This is a genomic window from Pseudoxanthomonas gei, from assembly GCF_010119615.1.
Lineage (GTDB): Bacteria > Pseudomonadota > Gammaproteobacteria > Xanthomonadales > Xanthomonadaceae > Pseudoxanthomonas_A > Pseudoxanthomonas_A gei.
Genome location: NZ_QOVG01000001.1, coordinates 331,061 through 356,951 on the forward strand (window position 1 = coordinate 331,061; position 25,891 = coordinate 356,951).

The following is a 25,891-nucleotide window of genomic DNA, read 5'->3' on the forward strand; positions in this document are numbered from 1 at the left end:
ATGACCTTACGGGGCCTCCTGCTTCTCGGCTACACTCTGGGCAGTTTTTCGCAACCGGATGCACATGCTTTCACTACACAGTGCCCGCAAACGCGGCTCCCGGGGTCGTGTCGGCCTCGCCATCGCGGGCGGTGGCCCGATCGGCGGGATGTACGAACTGGGCGCATTGCGCGCCATGGACGAGGCCCTGGATGGACTGGACCTGACCCGCATGGATTGTTACGTCGGCGTCAGTTCCGGCGCCTTCCTTGCAGCCGGCCTTGCCAACCGCATGAGCACCGCCGAGATGTGCCGCATCTTCATCACCGGCACCAGCGACGACGCTGAATTCCGCCCCGACATTTTCCTCAAACCCAACCTGTCTGAATACCTCAGCCGGGCCGCCACCTTGCCTGGCCTCTACGCGGACTGGGCGCGCCGCCTGTTACTCAATCCCCGCAAGGCGACTCGACTTTCAGACCTCATCCTGCGGTTCGGTGGCCTGGTGCCGACGGGTCTGTTCGACAGCGCGGGCGTGGAGGGTTTCCTGCGTGATATCTTCACCCGCCGGGGCCGCAGCAACGACTTCCGTACGCTGGGCGCCGACCTGTTCGTAGTGGCGGTGGACCTGGATACCGGCGAAGCCGTGCGCTTCGGCGAGAAGGGCTGGGACGGCGTACCCATCTCGCAGGCCGTGCAGGCAAGCTCTGCGCTGCCCGGCCTGTATTCGCCGGTGGAAATCAATGGCCGCCACTTCCTGGACGGCGCCCTGCGGCGCACCATGCATGCCTCGACGGTGCTCGAGCGCGGCATCGACCTGATGATAGGCATAAACCCGCTGGTGCCATTCGATGCCAGCCAAGCCGCGCCGCAGGCCGGGGAAGAGGAACGTATTGGATTGGTCGGCGGTGGCCTGCCCGCCGTCCTGTCGCAGACGCTGCGCACCCTGTTGCAATCGCGCATGCAGATCGGCATGGAGAAGTATCCGCACCAGTACCCCAACATCGACCAGCTGGTATTCGAGCCGAACGCCGAAGACAGCGAGCTGTTCTTCACCAACCTGTTCAGCTTTTCCGCACGCCACCGCGTCTGCGAGCTCGCCTACCGCAACACGATGGCCGACCTGCGCAAGCGTGCCGATGTACTGGGCCCGATGCTGGCCGCCCATGGCATCGCGATGCGCAAGGAAATCGTCAACGACCGCCACCGGTCATTGCTGGATGGCCTGGACGTGGTGCCGCGCATGACCGAAACCACGGCGCGACTGCGACGGGCCCTGGATGACGTGGACAGGGTCGTGGCCAAGCGCCGCGCTGCACCCGGGACGCGCCGGTTGCGCTCCAGCGCCTGAGCCTGGCGCACGGCCACCCTCGCAGGTGGTGTGAAAGCTCTAGACAAGCCAGTGATTCTGCGGCTTCCTCATTCTTTGTCGACGGATATCATGGCCAAGCTCAAGAAAACCGCGCGCAAGACCGCCTCGGCGAAAAATCCGAATTTGCAGGACCAGGCCGAGCGCCTGTCGAAGAACCTCGGCGAATCGGCGCAACAGGTATGGCTTGCCGGCGTCGGCGCATTCGGTCGCGCCCAGGCCGAAGGCACCAAGCTGTTCGAATCCCTGGTCAAGGAAGGCCTGTCCCTGGAGCAGATCACCCGCAAGGTAGCCGGCGGCAAGGTTGAAGCAGTACGCGATGTTGTCGAGAACAAGGTCGGACAGGCGCGCGGACGCGCCTCGGACACCTGGGATCGCCTGGAAAAGGTCTTTGAAGAACGCGTACAGCGCGCCCTGCGCCGCCTTGAAGTGCCCAGCCGCGAAGATCTCAGCGCGCTGATCGACCGCGTTGACTCCCTCAACGGTGAACTGCGCAAGCTCGGTGGCCAGGCTGCGCCGCGCAAGCCAGTGAAGAAGGCCCCGGCTGCTCCGCGCAAGGCGCCTGCCAAAAAGGCCGCGCCGGTAAAGAAAGCTGCGCGGAAATCAGACAAATAAGCAGCGCTCAACAGTGGTACTCAGTGTTGCCAATTTTTTTGTTGCACGGCAGCATCTGAAGCGTAACAATCATTATTAGCCCGCCAGTTCCATCGAAGCACGTATGCTCCCCTCCCCTTACGACTTCGAACTGGCGGGCTTTTTTGTGCCAGCGATCCGCCCACCCCGACTTGAATCCCACGGAATGTGTGGCGTAGACATGGCATTGATACGCAACGCGTAGAATGGCGGCGCACTTCCCATACTCGCAAAGGTCTACATGCCCGCCTGGTTGTTCGGAATAGCCCTCACCTTGCTGGTGGGTACGGCCACCACCGCCTATCTCTGGCTGATCCGCCGCCGCGACGATGAAACTGCCGCTGGGCTGCTTGCCCTGGCCGGCATGCGCTGGCGGGATTTTTCCCGGCTGGTGCTGGAAGCGATGGAAATGCGCGGCCTGGCGCGGCTCCCCTCCACGCACGAGGAAAAACAGGAGCACAGCTCCAGCTTCATGCTCGCGGGCAAGGGCGAACAGCTGCTCCTTGCATGCAAGCATGGCTCGGCCTATCGCATCGGCACGGCCGCGGTGGACGAATTCGCCTCCGAGATTCGACTGCGCGGCGCCCATGGCGGAATCCTGGTCACCGAAGGTGTGCTGGACAAGGGCGGCGTTGAAAAAGCGGCCAAGCACAACATCGAGGTCATCGACGGCCCGCTGCTGTGGCCCGCCGTCAAACCCCTGGTCGAAGGCAACCTGCAACGCCGCATCGTAGGTACTGCATCAGCACGCGCGCGCCGCCACATCGGCATCGCCTGGCTGGGTGCGTTGACCCTGGGCCTGGCTTCGGCCCTGGTATTCCCGGCCGTCCTCAAGCCGGCGGGGACGCGGGGCGAAGCGGTGGTGGCTGCCGACAGCACAGCGCAGGCGCCTCCGGCCGCCCCGACATTGGTCATTCCGCCTGTGCAGCCCCCCGCAGTCGTCGCGGCGCCGGTCGTGTCAGCGGCCGATACGGAAAAGCACCGCGCCGAAGTGTCGCGAAAGCTGAGCATCACCCCAGGTATTGGCCGTGGCATGTGGATTTCCCGCTCCACGCTTTCCGTGGACCGCGAGATTGCCGAAAAGGATGCCTGGCCGCTGGTCTGCCGCCATCTGCAGTCGTATCCGGATCTTGTCATGACCCGGGTACAGATGAACCCGCCGCAGGGCAGCACCGACCCGGTGCACTGGCGCCAATGCGAAGCGCTCTGAAACAGCGCTTCGGCTAGACCCGGCTACTCCAGCAGGTCCGGCACGCGGCTGTTACCAATGCACGCCGCGCATCAGCGAGGCGAACGCGATCTGTTCCTGGCTGGGGGCCGCTTCCTTGAGCGCCTTGCGGTCGCCCTTGGCCGCGGCTGAATCAGGGAACAGTTCGAACGCGGTGCTCATGATGACTTCGTAGGCTTTCGGCGCGAACGCATGGATCAGCGCCGAGAAGATGCCCAGGCGCGTGGCGATGCGGCTCGGCTTCTCGATGATGGCCTTGACCAGCAGGTCGGCCGCCTCCTCCGGCGACAAGGTGGGCACGCTGTCATACATCTTGGTGGGCGCGATCATCGGCGTCTTCACCAGCGGCATGTTGATGGTGGTGAAGCTGATGCCCTTGCCGGAGAGCTCGCCCTGCGCGCAGCGGCTGAATGCGTCCAGCGCGGCCTTGGAAGCCACGTATGCCGAGAAGCGCGGCGAGCTGGCCAGCACGCCGATGGAGCTGATGTTGATGATGTGGCCCTTGCGGCGCTGGGTCATGGTGGGCATGAAACCCATGATCAGGCGCACGCTGCCGAAGTAGTTCAGCTGCATGGTGCGCTCGAAATCATGGAAGCGGTCATAGCTGGCCTCGATGGAGCGGCGGATCGAACGCCCGGCATTGTTGATCAGGATGTCGACGTGGCCGTGTTCCTCCAGCACCAGCTTCACCAGCCGGTCGCAGTCGGCCATGTCGGCAAGGTCGGCGGTGTAGGCGAACACCTTGCCGCCGGCCTTCTTCATCTCGTCGCGCGCCTTGAACAGTTCCTCTTCGCCGCGCGCCACGATCACCGTGATTGCCCCTGCTTCGGCCACGCGCTGCGCGGTGGACAGGCCGATGCCCGAGGAGCCACCGGTGATCACCACCACCTTGTTGCGTACCTTGCCCTTCAGGGTGCGGTCGATGAACAGGTCCGGATCAAGGTGCCGTTCCCAGTAATCCCAGAGCCGCCAGGCATAGGTGTCCAGCTTGGGCACCACGATCCCCGTACCCTTCAATGCCCGCTCGGTCTCGCGGCTGTCGAAGCGGGTGGGATAGGTGATGAACTTCAGGACTTCCTTGGGGATCTTGAAGTCGCGCAGCAGCATGCCGATGAAGCGCTTGATCGGGGGCAGGTTGCCCACTGCACCGCGGATGCTGCTGGGCACGAAGGCGAACATGCGCGCGTCCAGGCGCATGGTCATCTCGGGCGCATGGCCGGCCCGGCAGAAAATGTTCAACACCTCGCCGACACGCAAGGGCTCGGGGTCGGTCAGGTGGAAGGTCTGCCCGTCCAGCTTCGGCTTATGCGCAATGTGGTCCATGGCATCGGCGACGAAATCCACCGGCACAATGTTGATGCGCCCGCCTTCGATACCCAGCACCGGCATCCATGCCGGCAGGACTTCGCGCAGCTTCTTGATCAGGGTGAAGAAGTAATACGGGCCATCGATCTTGTCCATTTCGCCGGTCTGCGAGTGGCCGACCACCATGCCCGGACGGTAGATGCGCCACTTCAGGCGCTTCTCGTTGCGGACCAGGCCTTCCGAATCGTGCTTGGTGCGCAGGTAGGGATCGTCAAGGCCTTCGGCTTCTTCGAACATGTCCTCGCGGAAGATGCCCGGGTACAGGCCGGCCGCTGCAATGGAGCTGGTGTGATGGAAGGTGCCCGCCTTGATTGTCGCGGCCAGGTCCAGCGCATGCTGGGTGCCATCGATATTGGCGGCACGCTGCGATTCGGCGCTCGCGGCCAGGTCGTAGATGGCGGCGAGGTGGAAGAAGTGCTTGACCTTGCCCGACAGGGTGCGCAGTTGCGCGGGGGTCAGCCCGCATTTCGCCTTGGTCATGTCGCCGTGCACCACGCTGACGCGCTTGAGGTCCCAGCCGGCCTTCTTGGCGATCGCGTCGAATTTTTTCTGCGAGTCCTTGCGGACCAGCACGTATACCGTTCCACTGCGCTTGAGCAGATTGGTGACCAGGTAGCGGCCAATGAAACCCGTGGCGCCGGTGACGAAATAACTCATGTGCAGTCTGTCCTGGTATGTGGGGACGGCCCCTCCGCCGTGCCCCTGCGCCCTACGTTGCCAGAGATGGCACGCTTCGACAATGCCGCCCTGGCCTGGCCGCCATTGACCCATCCAGCCCCGCATGGTGTGATGCGCGCGATCACCCGGAGGGATCTTACATGGCAGATCTGAAAAGCAGCTTCGAACAGGCATCCAAGGCGGTACAGGCCCTGCCGGAGCGGCCTGACAACGACACCCTGCTGCGGCTTTATGCACTCTACAAGCAAGGCTCCGAAGGTGACGTCGTCGGTGACAAACCGGGTTTCTTCGACTTCGTCGGCACTGCCAAGTACGAAGCCTGGGCCAAGCTCAGGGGCACCTCGCAGGAGGATGCGCAGAAAAAGTACGTCGACCTGGTGAAGAAGCTGACCGCCTGACCATGGGCTGCCCTACCCGGCCCGGCCGACCCTGACCTGGTGGCACGCGACACACGCCAACGCATCCTCGATGCCTCGCTTGCGATGTTCAACACGCAGGGCGAGCCGCATGTCACCACCAACCATATAGCCGACGAGCTGGAAATCAGCCCGGGCAACCTGTACTACCACTTCCGCAACAAGGACGACATCATCGAGCAGCTGTTCGCGCGCTATGAAGAGCGCATGGACGCCGCGCTGGAGACGCCCTCCGGCCGCCTGCCGGGGCTGGAAGACATCTGGTTGCAGCTGCACCTGGTGTTCGAATGCATCTGGGACTACCGATTCCTGTATCGCGACCTGGTCGAGATCCTCAGCCGCAACCGCCGCATCCGCATGCGCTTCGCCCGCATCCTCAAGCGCGCCGACGACAGCGCCCATACGGTGATGCGCGGCATGTCGCAGGCGGGCATCATGCGCGCCTCGGCAGCGGAGCTGGCGGGCACCGCGACCAACGTACTGGTCATCGCCACGTTCTGGCTCAACTACGCCGCTGCGCGTGGGGACAAGGACGAGCAGGTCGCCATTCGCCATGGCATCGTCCAGGTGATGATGCTGCTGGCCCCGTTCCTGCGCGATGCAGAGCGCGTGCACCTGAATACCCTGACGCAGGCTTACCTGGACTGACTGCGGGTGGTCGTCGCTACCCGCCAGGTTCGCACCCTGCACCTGCAAGTGGCGCCGAAGACACCCGCCATGGCGCACATCAGCGCCGCCAGCGGCATGGTGGTGATCGGGAACTGGCTCTACGTGGTGGCCGACGATGAACTGCATCTGGGCGTGTTCGACCTGGCAAGCCCAAACGCGGGCCGCCTGGTGCGCCTGCTCGAGGGCGTCCTGCCCGACGGCCACGCCGAGCGGAAAGCGGCAAAGCCCGATTTCGAAGTGCTGGTGCGGCTGCCCGCGTTTCCCGCACACCCGCACGGCGCCCTGCTGGCCCTGGGGTCGGGTTCAAGACCCAACCGGCGCAGCGCGGCGTGCCTGCCATTGGACGCGTCGGGCCGCATAGCAGGCAAGCCACGTGCAGTGGACCTGTCGCCATTCTATGTTCCGCTGGAAGGCACCTTTCCCGATCTGAATATTGAAGGCGCGGTGGTCGTGGAAGACCAGCTGGTACTGCTGCAGCGCGGCGGCAAGTCGCGGCCACCAGGCGGCCTGGCCTACTTTCCCCTGTCACGATTCTTCGATGCGATAAATGCAGATGGGCCCATCGCAGGGGGGACGGTTCCCAGCCAGGTTCGCCATGTCGACCTCGGCAGCATCGAGGGGGCTACACTCGCATTCACCGACGGCGCGGCATTGCCTGACGGGCGGCTAGTATTCACCGCAGTCGCCGAAAACACCTTGGACAGTTACCTCGACGGACCCTGCCTTGCCGCCGTGGTTGGCATCCTCGACCGGCACGGCCACGTCCAATCCATGCAGCGGCTCGAGCCGACCGCAAAAGTGGAAGGTGTCCACGCCGTGCTGGCGCAGGATCACCTGGAACTGATGCTTGTCACCGACGCGGACGATGCGGCTATACCGGCCAACCTGCTGACGGTACAGATGCCGCTGCAATGAGCGAACGGGCTTCGCGAAAATACGAACGCCCCGCATTGCGGGGCGTCCTCATACCGACACCAGCGACGGGAATCAGGCGCGGGACGTGCGTACCGCGCGCTTGGCAGCCGGCTTGCGGCCCGGCGTGACGCGAGTGCGCTTGGCGACGACCTTCTTCGCCGGCTTGCGGCCGCGCGTGGCCTGCTTCGACTTGGGCTTGAGCCCCAGCTTGACGAGCACCGGCGCCAGGCGTGCCTCGACCTCGGCGCTGAACTGGCTGGCCCTGGCCTCGCCCTGCTCACGCACGCTGGAAAGGCTGCCGAGCAAGTTGACCTGCGCTTCCTCCGCCAGCTTGCCTGCCTGCTTCTTGAAGGACTCGACCTTGGCGGCAGTGTCATGGGTCGCGTTCAGGGCTTCTCGACGCGCGACGGCGACTACGCCCAGGCCGGCCAGCCACAGGTGACGCAGGGTGGTGTCCTGCACTTTGGATCTGGGTTTCTTCTTGGCAGCCATGGGGGAGCTCCGGAATGCCGGCCCCGATGGCCGGCTTATGGGGTGGAGTCTGCCCAGCCGCCATGGAGCAAACACACTACGCTGCCCCGCGCCAGGACCAGGCCGCGGCGGCCCTTTTTTCCGTTTGTACCTAGGAACATGGCGGGCAAGGCCCGCTCCTGCGCGGCCGGACAACACTTGCCAGCCCCACATGGTCCGGCCATGCTCGGCTCAATTCCTTGGAGGGGATCCGTACATGGCAGGAAAATCATCGAAGTGGGCCGCATTCCCGCACGACGCCAAGGCTTACGCCTACAGCGGCGACGCCTTGAAAAAAGCATGGCCTGCTCTGCATGCGGGTGACACCGAACCCTATCCAGATGTCAAGCGCGCGCAGGCGCTTATCGACGCTGCAGGCAAGGCGGCCAAGGGCCTGGATGCAGCGACACTGGCGGCCCGGCTGCAGGATGCATGGCGCTCGTTCCACCACGGCGATTTCCAGGCTGCGTTTGAGAGCGGCGAAGCGCTGGGAGTGCTGGGCGCCTCGGTCGCCGTCAAGGCGCTGGGCATCCACGCCACCTACCTGGTCGATGATGAAGCCGAGAAACTCCGGCGTTTCGAGCAGGCCGCGAAATTGGCCGAGGCTGCGGCCAAGGCCCTGCCAGACGAAGCCAACAGCCACTATCGCCATGCTTTCGCCCTGGGCCGTTACAGCCAGGGCCTGAGCATCGCCAAGGCCCTGAAACAGGGCATTGCCGGCAAGGTGCGTGATTCGCTCGATACGGCGCTGGAACTGGCGCCCAAACATGCCGAAGCCCACACCGCACTGGCGCTTTACCACGCCGAGATCATCGGCAAGATCGGCGCCATGATCGGCGGGCTTACCTATGGCGCCAAAGCCGCCGAGGCCGAGTCGCACATCAGGACCGCGCTGAAGCTGACGCCGGATTCACCCATTGCCCATGTGGAGCACGGCAACATCCTGCTGCTGCTGTATGGCGACAAGAAGGAAGACGACGCCGCGAACGCTTTCGAGAAAGCCGGCAAGCTCAAGCCGCGTGATGCGATGGAAGCGCTGGATTCGGAACATGGCAAATCGCAACTGGAATAAGACCGCGTTGCTGGCGCTGCTCGGGCTGGCGTGGGCGCCGGGCTGCGCGGCGACCGCACAGACACCGCTGCGCGCTCAGGCCACCGCGCCGCCCACGCCCATGCCCATGCCCGTTCCCGTTCCCGTTCCGGTGCTCCCGCCCGCAAGCGTAGGCGCCGATGCACTGGCCGACGCGCTGGCCTGCCGCATTGACGCGGCCCGCTACCCGGGCCTGATGCGGGAGATTCGCGAGGAACGCAAGGACGACTTCAAGCAGCCGTATCGCCAATACAGCGAGCCGATGATGGACGTCTACACGTTGCGCGAGCCGCTCCAGGCGTGGGGCAGCCAGAGCGACACCATCGTGATCGCGCCCAACCGGGTAATGCTGGGAGTCAAGGGAACGCTCGACGCGGTGACCGGGAGGCTAGAACATTCGCTGGAGGAATCCAGCGCATCGCCGTTGTCGGGCGCGCTGGACGACCAGCATGCACTGGTGATCTTCGAAGCAAACCAGCCGGGCCTGGAAGGACTGGTGCTGCTGGGATGCGAGTACCGCATGCAGGATATCTCACTGCTTGAGGATCCCGATGACGCGTGGCGCATGAAACCGTCCCCTGCCATCGCCCCGGCAATTCCCTGAGCTGGCCATCGTGGCCGTCGCCGCCCCCTCCACGCTCCCGCCAGAATCGTTCCTGCAGCCTTACCTGCAGCAGGGCGCCTACGTGGACTGTTATTCGACCCAGCTCCCGGGACTTGTCACGCAAACGCGCTTCGTGGAAGCGTTCTACATGACGCGTCTGTTCAAGCTGGAGCGGGCCATATTGGCATGGGTCGTCAAGCGACCGTCCACCGATGCACAAGCCACCCAACTGGCGCATGGCAGCACCGACTCATTCGCCGCCTGGAACGTGGAGCGGCAATCCGAAAACCAGGTGCTGCTCTGCGACCTGCATGGACGCACGCGCTCGTGGCTGATGGCGGTTGCGGAGGAAGCAGGCGGCACTGCCTGCACGCGACTCTACTTCGGCTCTGCGGTTGTTCCCGCTGCTTCCGGCAGATCAGGCAGGAAGAGGATGGGAACCTCGTTTCGCCTGCTGCTTGGATTCCACAGGATCTATTCGAGAGCATTGCTGGGCGCTGCGCGCGCACGGCTGCTCTCAGACGCAGCCTGACCGCCATTGCCGGCCAGGCCGCGCTTCCTGATTACACCGGCGGCAGGTCGAAGACCAGCACCTCGGCATCGTGACCACCGGAAATATCGATGTCCGGCTCATCCCGGTAGAGCAAGGCATCGCCCGCGGACAGGGCGCGCCCGTTGACCACTACCTGGCCGCGTGCAACGTGGACATAGGCCAGCCGGCCCGTGGAAACTTGAAGACTGGCTTTCTCCTCGCCGTCGAACAATCCCGCATACATGCGCGCGTCCTGATGGATGCCCACCGAACCTTCCGCTCCATCCGGACTGATGACCAGCCGCAGCCGACCGCGCTTTTCGGCAGCCGGAAACTGCTTCTGCGCATAGGAAGGCGCCACGCCCTGCTCGGCCGGGATGATCCATATCTGCAGGAAATGGGTGGTGCCGGTTTCGCTGTAGTTGAATTCGGAATGCTGCACGCCGGTGCCGGCGCTCATGCGCTGCACATCACCCGGCACGATGCTGGAACTGGTGCCCATGGAATCCTTGTGGCCCAACGCGCCGTCCAGCACGTAGCTGATGATCTCCATGTCGCGGTGGCCGTGCTCGCCGAAGCCGCGGCCCGCGGCCACGCGGTCCTCGTTGATCACCCGCAGCGGACCCCAATGCACATGGTCGTCGTCGCGGTAGCCAGCGAAGGAAAAGCTGTGCCAGGAATCCAGCCAGCCATGGTCGGCATGGCCACGTTCGCCAGCAGGTCTCAGGGTGATCATGTTGCGCTCCTCAATCTGGGAGCCGACAGGATGAGGGCACCACGCATGATGCGAAAGGTGCCCGAAACCTACTGATTGTTCTGAATATAGAAATATTGGCCCCGGATCCGTGGGCCTGTTCCACTGGCGACTTACCTGACGGCAGTGCTTTCCTTCGGCACGTACTGCGGCCAGCCGCCTGCCAGCGCCTTGTACAGCGAGACCACGGCCAGCGTGTTGCGCACCCTGCCCTGGGCGAACGCATCCTCTGCCTGCAGGCTTGCGCGCTCGCTCTCCAGAACGTCCAGCACGTCGATGGCGCCGTTGTCGTAGCGCAGGCGCGCAATCGCGGTGGCCCGGGCGCCGGCGGCGGCGGCGCGTTCCAGGAACGCGTTCTCCTCGGCGCTGCGCGACACGCGTACCAGTGCGTTTTCGGTTTCCTCCAGCGCCAGCAGTACCGTCTGTTCGTAGGCGGCAAGGTCGGCGGCAGTGGCCGCATTGGCCGCGGCGATTCGCGAACGCACCCGGCCGACATTGAGGAAGGATCCGTCGATGCCGAAGGCGATCAGCCGGGTCTCGCTGTCGCGCTCGAACAAAGCCCCCGCGTCCAGTGCCTGGCTGCCGATCAGGCCGCCGAGGGTGAAGCGCGGGAACAGGTCGGCCGTCGCGACGCCGACACGCGCGGTGGCCGCGCCCAGCCTGCGTTCTGCGGCCGTGACGTCGGGACGCCGGCGCAGCAGTTCGGCGGGCGTGCCGGTGGCTATCGTTTCGGGCAGCGAGGGCAACGGCGTAATCGCATCCAGGCCGGCCAGCACGCTCTCGGGCGTCTGCCCGGCCAGCACCGCGATGCGATGGGTGGACACGGCGATGGCCGACTGCAACGCAGGCACGCGCGAACGCGTGCTTTCCAGCTGGGTGCTGGCCCGGTCCACTTCGAAGGCGCTGCCGATTCCCGCTGAACGCCGCAGGTCGATCAGGCGCAGGGTCTGGGCCTGGTTGTCGGCATTCTGTTGGGCGATTCGCAATTGTTCCTGCAGGCCGCGCAGGCCGAAGTAGGTTTCGGCCAGGTCACCGACCAGGACCACCTGCACCGCCGCCAGGTCCGCCGCACTGGCTTCGGTGTCGGCGTGCTGCGCTTCCACGCTCCGGCGGATGCGACCGAAGAAGTCCAGTTCCCACAACGCGCTGAAACCTGCGCTGTACTGGTCGCTGTCGCGACCTGCACGACCCACGCCCGGCAACTGGTCGCTGCTGCTGCGCGAATCGCTGGCCTCGGCGCTGGCGCCGAGCGTCGGCAGGCGATCGTACTTTGCATTGCGCAGCAGCGCATTGGCCTGCTCGTAACGGGCCAGGGCAATGCGCAGGTCATGGTTGGAAACCAGCGCCTGGTCGACCAGTCGTTCCAGCACCGGATCGCCGAAGCTGCGCCAGAACTCCAGGTCCACCGCGGGCGCCGTTTCCCCGGCCAATTGCGGCGATTGGCCATTGGAAAACTGGTCCACCGCCGGCAAGGTCGGCCGCACGTAGTCGGGACCGACCGTGCATGCCGCCAGCAGGATGCTGGCGACTGCAATCGTCAATGTGCGCATCACCATGGCAGCACCTCGCCCAGGTGGGTGAACGAGCCGGTCGGGCCGGCATCATCCAGCAATGCCATTTCCACGCTGCTCTTCGCGCCGGTGATGATGTCGAGGTCGCCATTGCTGTTCATGTCGGTCTTCACCGAACCCGGATGGATCGCGTTGACCTTGATGGCGGTGTCGCGCAACTCGTAGGCAAGGTGCACGGTCCAGCCATTCAACGCAGTCTTGGACACGTTGTAGGCCGGCACCTTGTAGTCGTAGATCGGCGACGCGGCATCGCTGTGCAAGGCCAGCGAGCCCAGCCCGCTCGAGACGTTGACAATGCGCCCGGCCGACGATTTGCGCAGCAGAGGCAGCATGGCCTGGGTGGTGGCGACCACGCCGAACAGGTTCGTGTCGAACGTGGTGCGCCAGGTTTCCAGCGATTGCCCGGACACCGGCTTGGCAAGATCATCGATGAAGACTCCCGCATTGTTCACCAGGATGTCGAGATGGCCGTGCTTCTGCGCGATCTCTTCGGCAGCCCTTGCAATGCTGGCACTGTCAGTCACGTCGAGCGCGATCGCTTCCACTGGCAGCCCTTCATCCTGAAGGGTTTTCGCGGCGGCGCCGGCCCGGGCGGCGTCACGCCCGGCCAGCAGCGTACGCACGCCGGCGGTGGCGAGTTGGCGGACGGTTTCCAGGCCGATGCCGCGGGTTGCGCCGGTAACCAGCGCGATTTTCAGGTTGTCGCTCATGCTGTGCTCCATTGATGCGCGCCTTGCGCGCAGGATTTTGCTGCCCGGATCAAGCCGGCAGGCGGTTCTTCACCACGGAAGTATGTTGTCGAGGTGGCGGTACGAGCCATTCGGGCCGGCATCGTCGATCAGCGCCATGGCCACGCTTGTTTTTGCTCCATCCGCAACATCGATCTCGCCTTCGCCCGCGTTCATGTCGGTCTTCACGTAGCCCGGATGGATGGTGTTGACCTTGATCTTGCTGTCCTTGAGTTCGTAGGCCAGCTGCACGGTCCAGGCGTTCACCGCGCTCTTGGAAACGTTGTAGGCGGGAACCTTGAAATCGTAGATCGGCGAAGCCGGATCGCTGTGCAGCGCGACCGATCCCAGCACGCTGGAAACATTGACGATGCGCGCGGACGGCGACTTGTGCAGCAGCGGCAGGAACGACTGGGTGACGGCGACCAGGCCGAACAGGTTGGTGTCGAAGGTCTCGCGCCAGGCCTGCAAGGTCTGTTCCGAGACCTTCCTGCCCTGCTCGTCGCGCAGGATCCCGGCGTTGTTGACCAGGATGTCGAGGCGCCCGAATTTCTTCGTCACTTTTTCGACAGCGGCGCCGATGCTGGCGGCATCGGTGACGTCGAGGACGATTGCTTCCACCGACAAGCCTTCGGCCTGCAGCTTCAGCGCCGCTTCGACGGCCTTGGCCTGGTCGCGTCCGGCCAGCAGCGTGTGGACGCCGGCTTGGGCCAGCTGGCGGACGGTTTCGAAACCGATGCCGCGGGTGGCGCCGGTGACCAGCGCGGTCTTGGATGTATTGCTCATGTGATGCTCCGATTCTTGGTGGGGGGTTATCAGTACCGGGGCGACGGGTTGGCGCCGCCCGTGCAATCTATGGATCGAGTCGCGGCGCCAGGTCGCGCCATCGGGTCCTTGCCTTGGCCTCAAGCCTGCACCGCGTGCGACGGCGGGATGCCGGGCTCGCCATGCTGGACCAGCGGGCGGCCGGCCAGTTTGCGCAGCGCGACGTAGAACACCGGGGTCAGGAACAGGCCGAACAGGGTCACGCCCAACATACCCGCAAAGACGGTAATGCCGGTGACCGAGCGGACTTCCGCGCCGGCACCATGCGACAGCACCAGCGGCACCGTGCCGGCGATGAAGGCAACCGAGGTCATCACGATGGGACGCAGGCGCAGGCGGCAGGCTTCCAGGGCGGATTCAACGATGCCCTTGCCCTGCATTTCCAGCTCGCGGGCGAACTCGACGATCAGGATCGCGTTCTTGCATGCCAGCCCCATCAGCACCACCAGGCCCACCTGCACGAACACGTTGTTGTCGCCGCCGGTCAGCCACACGCCCAGCAAGGCGGACAGCAGGGTCATCGGCACGATCAGGATCACCGCCAGCGGCAGCGTCCAGCTTTCGTACAGCGCGGCCAGCACCAGGAAGGCCAGCAGCACCGCCAACGGGAACACCACCAATGCAGCCTTGCCTTGGGTGGCTTCCTGGTAGCTCAGGTCGCTCCAGTCGATGCCCATGCCGGGCGGCAACGCGGTTGCGGCGATCTCCTTGACCTTGGCCATGGCCTCGGCCGAGGACAGCATGCGTGGATCGGCTTCACCCAGGATGTCGGCGGCCGGATAGCCGTTGAAACGGATCACCGGGTCCGGACCGTAGGTGCGGCTGATCTTGACCATGCTGCCGATCGGCACCATTTCGCCATTGACGTTGCGGGTCTTCAGGTTGCCGATATCCTCGACGTCGTCGCGGAAGGAACCGTCGGCCTGGGCGATGACCTGCCAGGTGCGGCCGAACATGTTGAAGTCGTTGACGTAGGCCGAGCCCAGGTAGGTCTGCAGCGTGTCGAACAACTCCGTCAACGGCACGCCCTGCGCCTTGGCCTTGACCCGGTCCACGTCGGCATCTAGTTGCGGCACGTTGGCCTGGTAGCTGCTGATCGGGAAGCCCATGCCCGGCGTCTGCGAGGCCGCGCCCTGGAATGCATTCACCGCATTCTGCAGCGCGCCATAACCCTGGTTGCCGCGGTCCTCGATGAACAGCGAATAGCCCGAACCATTGCCCAGCCCCTGGATGGGCGGCGGCATCAGCGCGAAAGCGAAGCCTTCCTGGATCCCGGCGATCTTCTGGTTGAGTTCGTCACTGATCTGCTTGGCGCTGTTCTTGCGCTGGTTGAACGGCTTCAGGGTGAAGAACGCCACGCCGCTGTTGGGCGTGTTGGTGAACTGCAACGGGTTCAGGCCGGGGAAGGCGATCTCGCTGTCCACGCCTTCGATGCCCTTGGCGATGGCCGCGACCTTCTTCAGGGCGGCATCGGTGCGCTCGATGGACGCGCCCTCCGGCATTTTCACGCCGGCGATCAGGTACAGCTTGTCCTGCAGTGGAATGAAGCCAGTCGGCACGGCCTTGAACATCACGCCCGCCGCGATCAGCAACACGAAGTAGACCGCGAACACCGCGCCACGGCGGCCCAGCGCCCGCGACACCGCGCCCTCATAGCGCTCGGAACCACGCTTGAAGAAGCGGTTGAAGGGACGGAACAGCCAGCCGAACAGGCGGTCGATCAATCGTGTCGGTGCATCCTTCTCGGCGTCGTGCGGTTTCAGCAGCAGCGCGGCCAGCGCCGGCGACAGGGTCAGCGAGTTGATCGCGGAGATCACCGTGGAAATGGCAATGGTGACCGCGAACTGCTTGTAGAACTGGCCGGTCACGCCCGACAGGAAGGCCATCGGCACGAACACCGCGCACAGCACCAGGGCAATGGCGATGATCGGCCCGGAAACTTCCTTCATGGCCTGGTGCGCGGCTGCAAGAGGCGTAAGCCCCTCCTCGATATTGCGCTCCACGTTCTCAACTACCACGATGGCGTCGTCGACCACGATGCCGATCGCCAGCACCAGTCCGAACAGGGTCAGCGTGTTGATCGAAAAGCCCAGCAGGTAGAGCACGGCGAAGGTGCCGACAATGGACACGGGCACCGCGATCAACGGAATGATCGACGCGCGCCAGGTCTGCAGGAACAGGATCACCACCAGCACCACCAGCAAGGTGGCCTCCAGCAGCGTGGTCACCACCGCCTTGATCGAATCACGCACGAAGATGGTGGTGTCGTAGACCGACTTGATCTCCACGCCCGGCGGAAGGGTCTTGGAGATCTCGTCCATCTTGGCGACCACCGCGTCGCGGATTTCCAGTGCATTGGCGCCCGGCGCCTGGAAGATGCCGATCGCCGATGCGTTCATGCCATCCAGGCGCGCGCGCAGCGTGTAGTCGCCGGCGGCCAGTTCGATGCGGGCCACGTCGGCAAGCCGCACGATCTCGCCATCGGCACCCGCCTTCAGCACGATGTTTCCGAATTCCTCGGTGCTCTGCAGACGCCCCTTGGCATTGATCGGCAGCAGGAAGTCGCTGCCGTTGGGCATGGGCTCGGCACCCAGCTGGCCGGCGGACACCTGCACGTTCTGTTCGCGCACCGCGCGCAGCACGTCGCTGGCGGTCAGGCCGCGCGCGGCCACCTTGTCCGGATCCAGCCACAGGCGCATGGCATAGTCGCCACCACCAAAGGCCTGCGCCTCGCCGACGCCGGGAATACGCGCCATTTCGTCCTTGACGTGCAGGCGAGCGTAGTTGCGCAGGTACAGCGAATCGTATTTTCCGTCGGTGGATACCAGGTGCACCACCATCAGGAAAACCGGCGACTGTTTCTGCGTGGTCACGCCCTGCCGGCGCACGTCCTCGGGCAGTCGCGCCAGCGCCTGGCTGACCCGGTTCTGCACGCGCACGGCAGCCTCGTCGGCGTCAACGCCCTGCTTGAAGGTGACGGTCATCTGCAGCACGCCGTCCGAGCCGGCAACGGACTTGACGTACATCATGTCCTCGACGCCGTTGATCGCTTCTTCCAGCGGCGTGGCCACCGTCTCGGCAATCACCTTGGGGTTTGCGCCCGGATATACGGTGCGCACCACCACCGATGGCGGCACCACTTCGGGATATTCGCCGATGGGAAGCAGCGGAATCGAGATCAGGCCAGCGGCGAAGATGACGATGGACAGCACCGCGGCGAAGATCGGCCGGTCGATGAAGAATCGGGAAAAGTCCATGGGTGGATTTCCTGTAGCTGATGAATCTGGAAAAAAGAAATCCGTCCCCTCGAAATCAGGGAGGTGATCCCTTCCCCTGCGAAGGGGGGAAGGTGCCCGAAGGACGGATGGGGTCGGCTCCTGCCGTCGGAAGTGAGCGCCAAGAGCACCCCTCCCCATCCCTCCCCTGCTTCGCAAGGGAGGGGGCTTTGCATGCTGCTATTTCATGGCCACCGCAGGCATCACTTCCGGCGCACCCATGACCACCGTCTTGTCGGCCACCGGCATGCCCGGGAAGAACACCTTCTGCACGCCGCTGACGATCACCTTGTCGCCGGGCTTGAGTCCGGTTTCCACGATGCGCAATCCGTCGGCGGTACGGCCCAGGGTCACGTCGCGGCGTTGCGCCTGGTGCTTGGCATCAACCACGTAGACGTACTTGCGGTCCTGGTCGGTAAGCACGGCCTTGTCGTCCACCAGCATCGCGTTCACCTGGCCACTGCCCAGCACGCGTACGCGCGCAAACAGGCCGGGTGTGAAGCTGCGATCGCTGTTGTCGAGCAGCGCCCGGGCGCGGATGGTGCCGGTGGCCGGGTCGACCTGGTTATCGAGGAAATCGACCACGCCGGTGTGCGGGAACCCTTCCTCGCCCACCAACCCCACCTGCACTGGCACCCCAGCACCGTTCTCGCTCGGCCGCTCGCCCTTGCGGGCCAGCTCCGCGTAATGCAGGAAAGTGCGCTCGTCGGTGTCGAAATGCACATGCACCTTGTCCAGCGATACCAGCGTGGTCAGCACGCTGGCGGCATCGCCGGCGCTGACCAGGTTGCCGGCGGTGACCAGCGCGCGGCCGGCACGGCCGCTGATGGGTGCGCGTACCTGGGTGAATTCCAGGTTGAGGCGCGCGGCATCCACGGCGGCCTGGGCGCCGGCGACACCGGCCTGGGCCTCGGCGGCGGCGGACCGGCGTTGCTCATAGGTCTCGGTGGAAATCGCCTGCAGCTCTGACAGCTTCTTTGCGCGCGCCGCCTCGCTGCGGCCCAGCTCGGCCTGGCTGCGGGCGCGCGCCAGCTCGGCCTGGGCACGTGCCAGCTCGGCCCGGTAGCTGCGCGAATCGATGGTGAAAAGCACGTCGCCCTTGCGGACTTCCTGACCCTCCTGGTAGTTCACGCGGTCGATGTAGCCGGAGACGCGCGGGCGCAGGTCGACGGTTTCCACCGCCTCCACCCGGCCGCTGAAGTCGTCCCACTGGCTGATCTGCTTGACCAGCACCGGTGCCGCACTGACGGCGGGCGGCGGCGGCTGGCCATTCTCGGCGGCCTGGCCGCTGCAAGCTGCGATCACCGCAACGGACAGGGCCAGCAGCACGCCAAGCGAGGTTGTGCGCAATGCGCGATTATCGATAAGGGATTGGATGTTCATGAGTTCGTCTCGCGGGTGGCCAAGGGGAAGGAGAATTCGGAAAACAACGCGCGTGGCGGCGTCAGGGCGCGGCCGGCATCGAAAGGCACGACCGCACGGGTGCGCTCGGTGCGGGTGAGCAGCGAAACGGCATGCCGGCCCACCGCCATGGCGCTGGGCCATTCGGCGCACGCATTGCGCGCGTTGTCCGGGGTGGTCAGCGGCTTGTCGACCGCCAGCATCTGCACGCGCACGCCCAGGGCCTGCGCTTCCTCATGCAGCACGTTGGTCAGCATGCGCAGCGCCGCGGCGGTGATCGAAGCATGGCCGTAGCCGGCCCAGCCGCATTCCGCGTGCGGGCCGCCGATCAGCACGTAATGCGACATGCCTTCCTGCTCGCCCAGCAGGGGAATCAGGTGGCGGGCGGCGGCCAGGTGTGGCAGCAGGTCGTATTCGAGCTTGTTGCGAAGGAAGTCGGTCGGCTTGTCCAGCAGGCGGCCGCTCTCGAGCGGCGTGGCAAGACTGGCGAATACCGCGCGCAGGGGCCGCTGGCGCTGGCGCAGGATCGCGACCAGTTTTGCGGCGTCCTCGTCGTTGCTGATGCAGCCCGGGGTCATAATTTCCAGCGCGGGCTCGTCGGCAAAGTGGGCCGCCAGTGATTGCATGCGAGGGCCGTCGCGACCCACGGCCAGCACAGGACTTCCGGCTTCGAGCAACGCGCCGACGACGCCTGACCCCACGGTTCCCGCCGCGCCCAGCACCAGGACTTCCGGATTCAATATCCCACTCATGGGACTTTTACTCCCGCGGACGGGATAATCCCGATAGTCGCTATAGTCCCGCGCCCCTTCCGGCCCAGGCGCAGGGCGCCACCGGCCTGGCTGCGATGGGGTGAGGTAAACTCGCGGAAAGCCACGCCGGACAAGCGATCAGTCAGTGCCTTCATCTCGGAAAGCGTTACCTGTTCGTTGATTTCCAGGTCGGGCTGGGCGCGGAAGAGTCGGGAAAACAGCATGGCTTCAGTCGGGTCTGGCGGGAAGTGACGCCAAGATAGACCTGCAATCAGGACTTGATTAGTCCGGATTTAGGGGAATAATAATCCCGCCAGCGGTCCAATACTTTCCCCACACCCCGGGAGCATCCCAATGACCCACGATCTCAACGACACCCTCATCTTCGTCAAGGTGGTCGAGCACGGCAGCTTCATCGCTGCCGCCAATTCGCTGCGGCTTCCCAAGACCACGGTCAGCCGCAAGGTGCAGGAGCTGGAAACCCGCCTGGGCGCCCAGCTCCTGCATCGCACCACCCGCAAGCTGGGGCTGACCGAAGCGGGCAACGTGTACTACGAACATTGCCAGCGCATCTCGCGCGAATTGACCGAAGCCGAAAGCGCGGTCAGCCAGTTGCATGCCGGCCCGCGTGGCTGGTTGAAGTTCACCGCGCCCTACTCCATCGGCATCGACAAGATCGCGCCGTTGCTGGGCGAGTTCCATGCGCGCTATCCCGAGGTGCGCGTTGAGATGATCCTCAGCAATGAGCCGCTGGATCTGATTGGCGGTGAGATCGACGTTGCCCTGCGCATCGGCAACCTGCCCGACTCCAACTTGGTAGCTCGACGCCTGGGCACCCTGCGCACGCAGGTGTATGCCGCCACCAGCTACGTGGCCAAGCACGGCGAGCCGCTGCACCCGGGCGACCTTCAACACCATCGGGTCCTGGCGATGCCAAAGCACCGCCAGGGCAACAGCTACCAGTGGAGCTTGAACGACGGGGTCAGCGACCAGTTGTTCCCGGTCAATCCGATCCTGGTGGCCAATGACCCCGCAGCACTCAAGGGCGCGCTGCTGTGCGGCGAAGGCGTGGTGATCGCCCCTGACGTGATGGTCAAGCCATTCGTGGAAAAGGGCCTCGTGCAGCGCGTGCTGGCCGGCTGGATCGGTGGTGAATACGAACTCAACGCTGTGTTCCCGCGCGGCCACACGCAATCGCCGAAGGTGCGTGCGTTCGTGGATTTCCTGTTGGAGCGGCTGAACCTGGAGATCGATTACATGAGCGTGCACTGCCCGCTCATGCAGGAGCAATTCCGCAGTGCGCAGGTTGCCGAGGACGCCGATGCCGAAGCAACCGCTGCCGTCGGCCTGCGCATCCTGGAAGCCGCGATTCCCTGAGCCGGACTTGTCGGCCTGGTGGGCAGCGTGCATTGACGCGCTCCCACCACGCCCCACACGCCGACGGCGGCATGAGGGCGCACAAGGTGCATTGGAACCCGTTTAATACCTTGATGCTGTCACAGTTCGAGAGCTGCCCGCAGTGGCGGTAATGCGCCTGACTTAGACTTGCGCACAGTCCACTTTTTCAAAGATGGACACTCGATCGGACGTCGTACTGGAATGCCGGAACAAGGGGACCTGGGCGGAGCGGCTTTTGACGCGTTTCCCGCCAGCGCTTGCATCGTAGACGCGATCGGCTCGGTAATCCGGTCGAACAGTGCGTGGGACGCGCGCGGCCGCATGGGTAGCGGCCTTGAGCAGCGCATCGCCCGCAGCGCCAACTACCTCGAGGCCTGCCAGGTCGCGGCCGCCGAAGGAGTAACGGAAGCCGCCCGCTTCCTGCGCGGGTTCAAAAGCCTGCTCCTGCGCGAGGCTGGAGACGTCCGGATCGTCTATGCAGCGCACGCCGGCAACGAAGGTGGCGGGTTCACGGCCACGGCCGCCCGTCTTCGTGGCGGCGATGCGTACTTCCTCATCACCCATGAAGATGCCAAGGCCCGCACGGGACTCGAATCCGGTGCGGGCGAGATCGACCGACCTGGCGTCTTTTCCGGCGCCGGCGCGCGCTTCGGCACCTGGCAATACGACGTGGCCGGCGCGTCGATCTCCTGGTCCGGCAACGCAGGAACGATGCCGGACACTGCCGGTGCAACCCATTTCAGCCTGGACCAGGCCCTTGCTTTCTGCGCCCCCGAGTGGCGCGACGCGCTGTCCACGCAATTGGCCGCCTGCATCGGCGACGGCAGGCCGCTGGATGAGGAATTCGAAGTCATCTCCACGCAGGGCGAGCGCATCCGCCTGCGCTGCCATGGCCTGGCCGAACGCTCTGAAGCCGGACACGTGGTTCGCGTGCACGGCGCATTCCTGGACACGACCGCCGGCCATCAGGCCGAAGCGCAGACCGCCCGGGTCGCGGCGCGCCTGGTGCGCACGCTGGAGAGCGTCACCGACGCCTTCTTCGCCCTGGACGCGTCGCTGGCGTTTTCATACGTCAATGCGCAGGCGGAGAAGCTCCTGCAGAAGCGCCGCCATGAATTGATCGGCCGCAATATCTGGGACGCCTTCCCGAATGCAGCCGGCACCGTATTCAAGGAAAGCTACCGGCGGGCGATGCAGACGGGCTTGCCGGTGGAGTTCGTCGCGCATTACGCGCCGCTGGAACGCTGGTTCGAAGTGCGCGCCTTCCCGGCCGAGGACGGGCTGACCGTCTATTTCCGCGATGTCACCGATCGTCGCGCCGCCCAGCTGGCCCTTGAGCACAGCGAGCAGAGCCTGCGCCTGGCCATCCGCGCCTCGGGACTGGGCACCTGGAGCTGGGACAAGGCGCTGGGCAGGATCTTCTGGTCCGACGAATGCGCCCGCATGTTCGGCGCCACCAGCGTGGGCAGCATCGACTATTCCAGCTTCCTGCTGCTGCTCAACGAGGAAGAGCGGAACCACAAGGACATCACCTTCCGCAACGTGCTGGAGCGCGAACAGGAATTCCGCGTGGACCTGCGCGTGCGCACGGAGGCAGGGGAAATCCGCTGGCTCTCGGTGCTTGGCCGCATGTTCCCCACCGACCAGGAGCACGCCGGCTCGATGCAGGGCGTGGCCTTCGACATCACCGACCAGAAGAACGCGGAAGGCGAGCTCAGGCGCCTCAACGAGCGCCTGGAAAGCAGCGTGGGGCGCCGCACCGCCGAACTGGAGAAAGCGACGCTGGAAGCCGAGTCGGCCAACCGCGCCAAGTCCGCATTCCTGGCGTCGATGAGCCACGAGATCCGCACACCCATGAATGGCGTGCTGGGCATGGTCGAGGTGCTTGCCCAGAGCGAGCTGGGAAGCCGCCAGAGCGAGGCGCTGAAGACCATCCACGATTCGGCCAACAACCTGCTCCGCCTGATCGACGACATCCTGGATTTCTCGAAGATCGAGGCCGGGCGCCTGGAGATCGAAAAACAGTCGACCTCGCTGGAGGCATTGGCTGACTCGGTCTGCCAGACGCTCAACGGCGAAGCACATGCAAAGACCGTAACCGTCAACGTCTTCGTCTCGCCTCTGCTGCCTGCCCACGTCATGGCCGACCCGCTGCGGCTACGGCAGGTGTTCTTCAACCTGCTTGGCAATGCCATCAAGTTCAGTGGCGGCCGCAACCAGCGCGGCAAGGTCCGCTTCTCGATCGAGCCGGACCCGGCCGATGCCCACTGCATCGTCGTCACCGTGGAAGACAACGGCATCGGCATATCCGAAGAGAACATGGACCGCCTCTTCCATGTATTCACCCAGGCCGAAGCCTCCACCACGCGCAGGTTCGGCGGCACCGGCCTGGGCCTGGCCATCTGCAAGCAGCTGGTCGACCTGATGGGCGGCTCGATCCTGGCCGAAAGCGAACTGGGCAAAGGATCCACGTTCCGTGCCCGCCTGCCGGTCGAGCCCTGCACGGCGCAGGCAGAACCCGAACCGCTGCGGCTGGACGGAATACAGTACCTTGTGGTCGATGACCCCCATTACGAAGCGCGCGACATCGCCGCCTACCTGAGCCATGCCGGCGCCAGCGTGCTGCGGGTTCGCAGCGTGCAGGATTCACTCGCTTTCCACGACCCGGCAAGGTCGCAGGTGCTGGTGTATGGCTCGGAATTCCGCGCCCGCAACAGCATGGCGGCGCTGTCGACGCTGGCCTCGGCGGAAGTCTATAGCCGCCTGGTCATCGTTCGCGGGACCCGCCAGAGGATCCGCAAGCTGAGCGACAAGCTGGTGGTGCTGGATGCCGCCAGCCTGCGGCGGCATCCCCTGCTGCAGGCCGCCGCTATCGCTTCGGGTGCGGACATCGATCCGGCCACCGAAGCCTTCGAGTCCGACGAACCCAGGTTGCGGCCCGCTGCCAGGAGTGCGGCGGCCAGCGAACGCATGGCCACGCTTCCGATCCTGATCGCCGAAGACGACCTGACCAACCAGAAAGTCATCCTGCACCAGCTGGAATTGCTGGGCTACCGGGCCGAAGTCACCGGCGATGGCGAGGAAGCCCTGTCGCGCTGGAGCGAGGGGCGCTATTCGCTGCTGCTCACCGACCTGCACATGCCGCATCGGGACGGGTTCTCGCTGGCCTCGGAAATACGCCGGCGCGAAAGTCCCGGCCAGCGCATGCCCATCGTCATGCTGACCGCCAATGCGATCAGGGCCGACCATAACGCCATGCACCCGGATATCGACGACTACCTGGTCAAGCCCGCTACCCTGGCCGCGCTGGCACAGGCCATAGAAGCCGGCATGGGCATGTCTCCGGCGGCCGTCCAGGAAGCTCCCGCGCCGGAAGACGACGGCGCCGGGCACGGCATCCTCGACCTGGACGTGCTGCGCGAACTGGTGGGCAACGACCCGGAAGTGCATCGCGAAGTGCTGGACGCCTACCAGCGGTCGCTGCACCAGGCCACGTTCGAGCTGCAATCCTGCAGCCTGCGTGGCGACATCGCGGCGCTGGCCAGCATCGCCCATCGGGTCAAGTCGTCTTCGCGCGCGGTCGGCGCGGTCCAGTTCGGCGAATTGTGTGCCGAGCTGGAAAAGGCCGGCCTGATGTCGGACGGGCACCTGGCCCAGGACCTGGTCGTGCTGTTCCTGAAGGACGTCGATCCGCTGCTTGCCGAAATAGAAATCCTGACCGGGAGCCCTTGATGGCTTCCACCCCACCGATCCACCCTATTGAAGGAAAACCATCATGAAGATCATGGTGCTGGATGACGACCAGGTGATGCTGCGCATATTGCCCATACAGCTGCGCAACTTCGGCCTGCGGGCCAAGGGCTTCACCGATATCGAGACCTTCGCCGACGCGGCGATTGCCCTGGAACACCTGTACGACCAGCCCGGCCAGTTCCAGCTGATCTTCTGCGACCTGCAAATGCCGGGCATGGACGGCGTGGAGTTCGTCGGCCACCTGGCCGAAGCCGGGTATACCGGCAGGCTGGTATTGCTGACCGGCGAAGACGACAAGATCCTCAGCGCCGTACGCGACCTGGCCATTTCACGCGGGCTCACGGTGATTGGCGCCCTGAACAAGCCGATCTTCCCCGATGCGCTGCAGGCCGTGCTGGCTTCGATAGACGATGTCGAGCAGGTGCAGGCCGCGCCCGTGCCACGGCGCACCCTGCATGACGCGGTACTGGACCACCTGCCCGCTGGTGAGGTGGAAGCCTGGTACCAGCCGCAGGTTTCGTTGCGAACCGGCCAGGTGCTGGGCTTCGAGGCACTGGCCCGCTGGACCGACGAGGAGTTCGGCCTGGTGTCGCCGGCCAACCTGCCTGCGGAGCTCGCCACGGCGGTTGAGATCGAACGCTTCACCGGGCAGGTCCTGCACCAGGCCCTGCTCCAGCTCGCGCGCTGGGCGGCGGATGGCCGGCCGTGGAGCGTTTCGGTGAACGTGGCCGCGCGCATATTTTCCGACGCCGGCTTCCCCGACCGGGTCAGGGACCTGGCCCAGGAACTGGGCGCGCCCCTCGACCGGCTGACCCTGGAAGTGACCGAGAACGAAGTATTCACCCAGTCCAGCGTGCAGCTGGAAACGGCCAGCCGCCTGCGCCTGAAGAAGGTCGGCCTGTCGGTGGACGACTTCGGCACCGGTTATTCCTCGCTGGCCACCCTGCGCGATTTCCCTTTCAGCGAACTCAAGATCGACCGCAGCTTCGTCACCGGCGCTTCCAGCAATCCGCGCCTGGCCACGATGCTGGAAGCCAACCTGAAAATGGCTTCGGAGCTGAAGGTTCGCACGGTGGCCGAAGGCATCGAAAGCGTGGAGGAACTGCGGCTGGTCCAGGGTTTCGGTTGCGATGCCGGCCAGGGCTACCTGTTCTCGCCGGCGCTGCCGGGCGAGGCGATCGACGAATGGGCCTCTTCCTGGGATCCATTGCGCCCCGAGTTCAGGGCCGTGGGCTGGCAGGCTTCGGCGTCACCCCGCCTTTAAGCGAAGCGGCTGGGACGCGCCCTGCAGCCGGCTGCACGATGCTGGCGGCATGCGCAAGCGCCTCGCGCGCGCATGACCGCCGAATGCGGGCGGGCCGCGCCTGCTCCGGTCAGCCCGCGTATTGCGTGAAGCCCGTCTGACACGGGAATGACATACGCCTGCAGCATGCTGGTCTTGCGACG

General features: G+C 65.0%; 22 protein-coding genes. 12 read left to right on the top strand and 10 right to left on the bottom strand.

The window, feature by feature from the left end; genetic code table 11:
- The first annotated feature begins 64 nt into the window (after positions 1–64).
- The 3 genes from DT603_RS01475 (at position 65) to DT603_RS01485 (ending at position 3,191) form a co-directional block, all read left to right on the top strand.
- Entirely contained in the window at positions 65–1,330 is a 1,266-nt protein-coding gene (locus DT603_RS01475; RefSeq protein ID WP_162348069.1) for a patatin-like phospholipase family protein, read from the top strand.
- A 90-nt stretch (positions 1,331–1,420) separates the two neighbouring features.
- Complete coding sequence (locus tag DT603_RS01480) at positions 1,421–1,963, top strand: phasin family protein (protein WP_162348070.1); 543 nt, start codon at positions 1,421–1,423, stop codon at positions 1,961–1,963.
- 259 nt (positions 1,964–2,222) lie between these two features.
- Positions 2,223–3,191, top strand: coding sequence for a restriction endonuclease (locus tag DT603_RS01485; RefSeq protein WP_162348071.1), 969 nt, complete (start codon positions 2,223–2,225; stop codon positions 3,189–3,191).
- Between the two features lie 51 nt (positions 3,192–3,242).
- Here the strand turns inward: DT603_RS01485 and DT603_RS01490 are convergent, their stop codons facing one another.
- The gene (locus DT603_RS01490) at positions 3,243–5,231 is read right to left on the bottom strand and encodes an SDR family oxidoreductase (RefSeq protein ID WP_162348072.1); all 1,989 of its coding nucleotides are present in this window, start codon (positions 5,229–5,231) and stop codon (positions 3,243–3,245) included.
- 161 nt (positions 5,232–5,392) lie between these two features.
- Here DT603_RS01490 and DT603_RS01495 point away from each other — a divergent pair, with 161 nt between their 5' ends.
- The 3 genes from DT603_RS01495 (at position 5,393) to DT603_RS01505 (ending at position 7,252) form a co-directional block, all read left to right on the top strand.
- Positions 5,393–5,650, top strand: coding sequence for an acyl-CoA-binding protein (locus DT603_RS01495; RefSeq protein WP_162348073.1), 258 nt, complete (start codon positions 5,393–5,395; stop codon positions 5,648–5,650).
- Positions 5,651–5,689: 39 nt separating this feature from the next.
- Positions 5,690–6,316, top strand: coding sequence for a TetR/AcrR family transcriptional regulator (locus DT603_RS01500; RefSeq protein ID WP_162348074.1), 627 nt, complete (start codon positions 5,690–5,692; stop codon positions 6,314–6,316).
- 69 nt (positions 6,317–6,385) lie between these two features.
- Positions 6,386–7,252, top strand: a complete 867-nt coding sequence (locus tag DT603_RS01505) for a DUF6929 family protein (RefSeq protein ID WP_162348075.1) — start codon at positions 6,386–6,388, stop codon at positions 7,250–7,252.
- 72 nt (positions 7,253–7,324) lie between these two features.
- On the opposite strand, the gene DT603_RS01510 is transcribed toward DT603_RS01505, so the two are convergent.
- Positions 7,325–7,744 (bottom strand): hypothetical protein, encoded by a 420-nt coding sequence (locus DT603_RS01510; protein WP_162348076.1) that lies wholly within the window; start codon positions 7,742–7,744, stop codon positions 7,325–7,327.
- Positions 7,745–7,979: 235 nt separating this feature from the next.
- Between DT603_RS01510 and DT603_RS01515 the strand changes: the two genes are divergently transcribed.
- From DT603_RS01515 to DT603_RS01525, 3 genes are read left to right on the top strand one after another with little or no spacing between them, the layout of a single operon-like run.
- Positions 7,980–8,834, top strand: a complete 855-nt coding sequence (locus DT603_RS01515; RefSeq protein WP_162348077.1) for a tetratricopeptide repeat protein — start codon at positions 7,980–7,982, stop codon at positions 8,832–8,834.
- On the top strand, positions 8,812–9,456 hold the full coding sequence (locus tag DT603_RS01520) for a hypothetical protein (protein ID WP_162348078.1): 645 nt from the start codon (positions 8,812–8,814) through the stop codon (positions 9,454–9,456). Before DT603_RS01515 ends, DT603_RS01520 begins: the two co-directional genes overlap by 23 nt.
- A gap of 10 nt (positions 9,457–9,466) precedes the next feature.
- Positions 9,467–9,988 (top strand): hypothetical protein, encoded by a 522-nt coding sequence (locus DT603_RS01525; protein ID WP_211368228.1) that lies wholly within the window; start codon positions 9,467–9,469, stop codon positions 9,986–9,988.
- Between the two features lie 31 nt (positions 9,989–10,019).
- Here DT603_RS01525 and DT603_RS01530 read toward each other — a convergent pair whose 3' ends face one another.
- From DT603_RS01530 to DT603_RS01565, 8 genes are all read right to left on the bottom strand, one after another.
- Entirely contained in the window at positions 10,020–10,724 is a 705-nt protein-coding gene (locus tag DT603_RS01530; RefSeq protein WP_162348079.1) for a pirin family protein, read from the bottom strand.
- A 131-nt stretch (positions 10,725–10,855) separates the two neighbouring features.
- Complete coding sequence (locus DT603_RS01535; protein ID WP_162348080.1) at positions 10,856–12,298, bottom strand: efflux transporter outer membrane subunit; 1,443 nt, start codon at positions 12,296–12,298, stop codon at positions 10,856–10,858.
- Positions 12,292–13,023, bottom strand: a complete 732-nt coding sequence (locus DT603_RS01540) for an SDR family oxidoreductase (protein ID WP_162348081.1) — start codon at positions 13,021–13,023, stop codon at positions 12,292–12,294. The genes DT603_RS01535 and DT603_RS01540 overlap by 7 nt, the downstream gene beginning before the upstream one ends.
- Before the next feature lie 69 nt (positions 13,024–13,092).
- Entirely contained in the window at positions 13,093–13,827 is a 735-nt protein-coding gene (locus DT603_RS01545) for an SDR family oxidoreductase (protein ID WP_162348082.1), read from the bottom strand.
- A 119-nt stretch (positions 13,828–13,946) separates the two neighbouring features.
- On the bottom strand, positions 13,947–17,123 hold the full coding sequence (locus DT603_RS01550; RefSeq protein ID WP_162348083.1) for an efflux RND transporter permease subunit: 3,177 nt from the start codon (positions 17,121–17,123) through the stop codon (positions 13,947–13,949).
- 198 nt (positions 17,124–17,321) lie between these two features.
- Positions 17,322–18,491 (bottom strand): efflux RND transporter periplasmic adaptor subunit, encoded by a 1,170-nt coding sequence (locus DT603_RS01555; RefSeq protein WP_281350866.1) that lies wholly within the window; start codon positions 18,489–18,491, stop codon positions 17,322–17,324.
- A 29-nt stretch (positions 18,492–18,520) separates the two neighbouring features.
- On the bottom strand, positions 18,521–19,294 hold the full coding sequence (locus DT603_RS01560; RefSeq protein ID WP_162348085.1) for an SDR family oxidoreductase: 774 nt from the start codon (positions 19,292–19,294) through the stop codon (positions 18,521–18,523).
- Positions 19,291–19,518: a hypothetical protein gene (locus DT603_RS01565; protein ID WP_162348086.1), complete on the bottom strand. Its 228-nt coding sequence runs from the start codon at positions 19,516–19,518 to the stop codon at positions 19,291–19,293. The genes DT603_RS01560 and DT603_RS01565 overlap by 4 nt, the downstream gene beginning before the upstream one ends.
- 130 nt (positions 19,519–19,648) lie before the next feature.
- On the opposite strand from DT603_RS01565, the gene DT603_RS01570 reads away from it, so the two are divergent.
- The 3 genes from DT603_RS01570 (at position 19,649) to DT603_RS01580 (ending at position 25,709) form a co-directional block, all read left to right on the top strand.
- Positions 19,649–20,671: a LysR family transcriptional regulator gene (locus DT603_RS01570; protein WP_162348087.1), complete on the top strand. Its 1,023-nt coding sequence runs from the start codon at positions 19,649–19,651 to the stop codon at positions 20,669–20,671.
- Positions 20,672–21,013: 342 nt separating this feature from the next.
- Positions 21,014–24,424, top strand: coding sequence for a PAS domain-containing hybrid sensor histidine kinase/response regulator (locus DT603_RS01575; RefSeq protein WP_162348088.1), 3,411 nt, complete (start codon positions 21,014–21,016; stop codon positions 24,422–24,424).
- A gap of 43 nt (positions 24,425–24,467) precedes the next feature.
- Positions 24,468–25,709, top strand: coding sequence for an EAL domain-containing response regulator (locus DT603_RS01580; RefSeq protein ID WP_162348089.1), 1,242 nt, complete (start codon positions 24,468–24,470; stop codon positions 25,707–25,709).
- Positions 25,710–25,891: the final 182 nt, after the last annotated feature.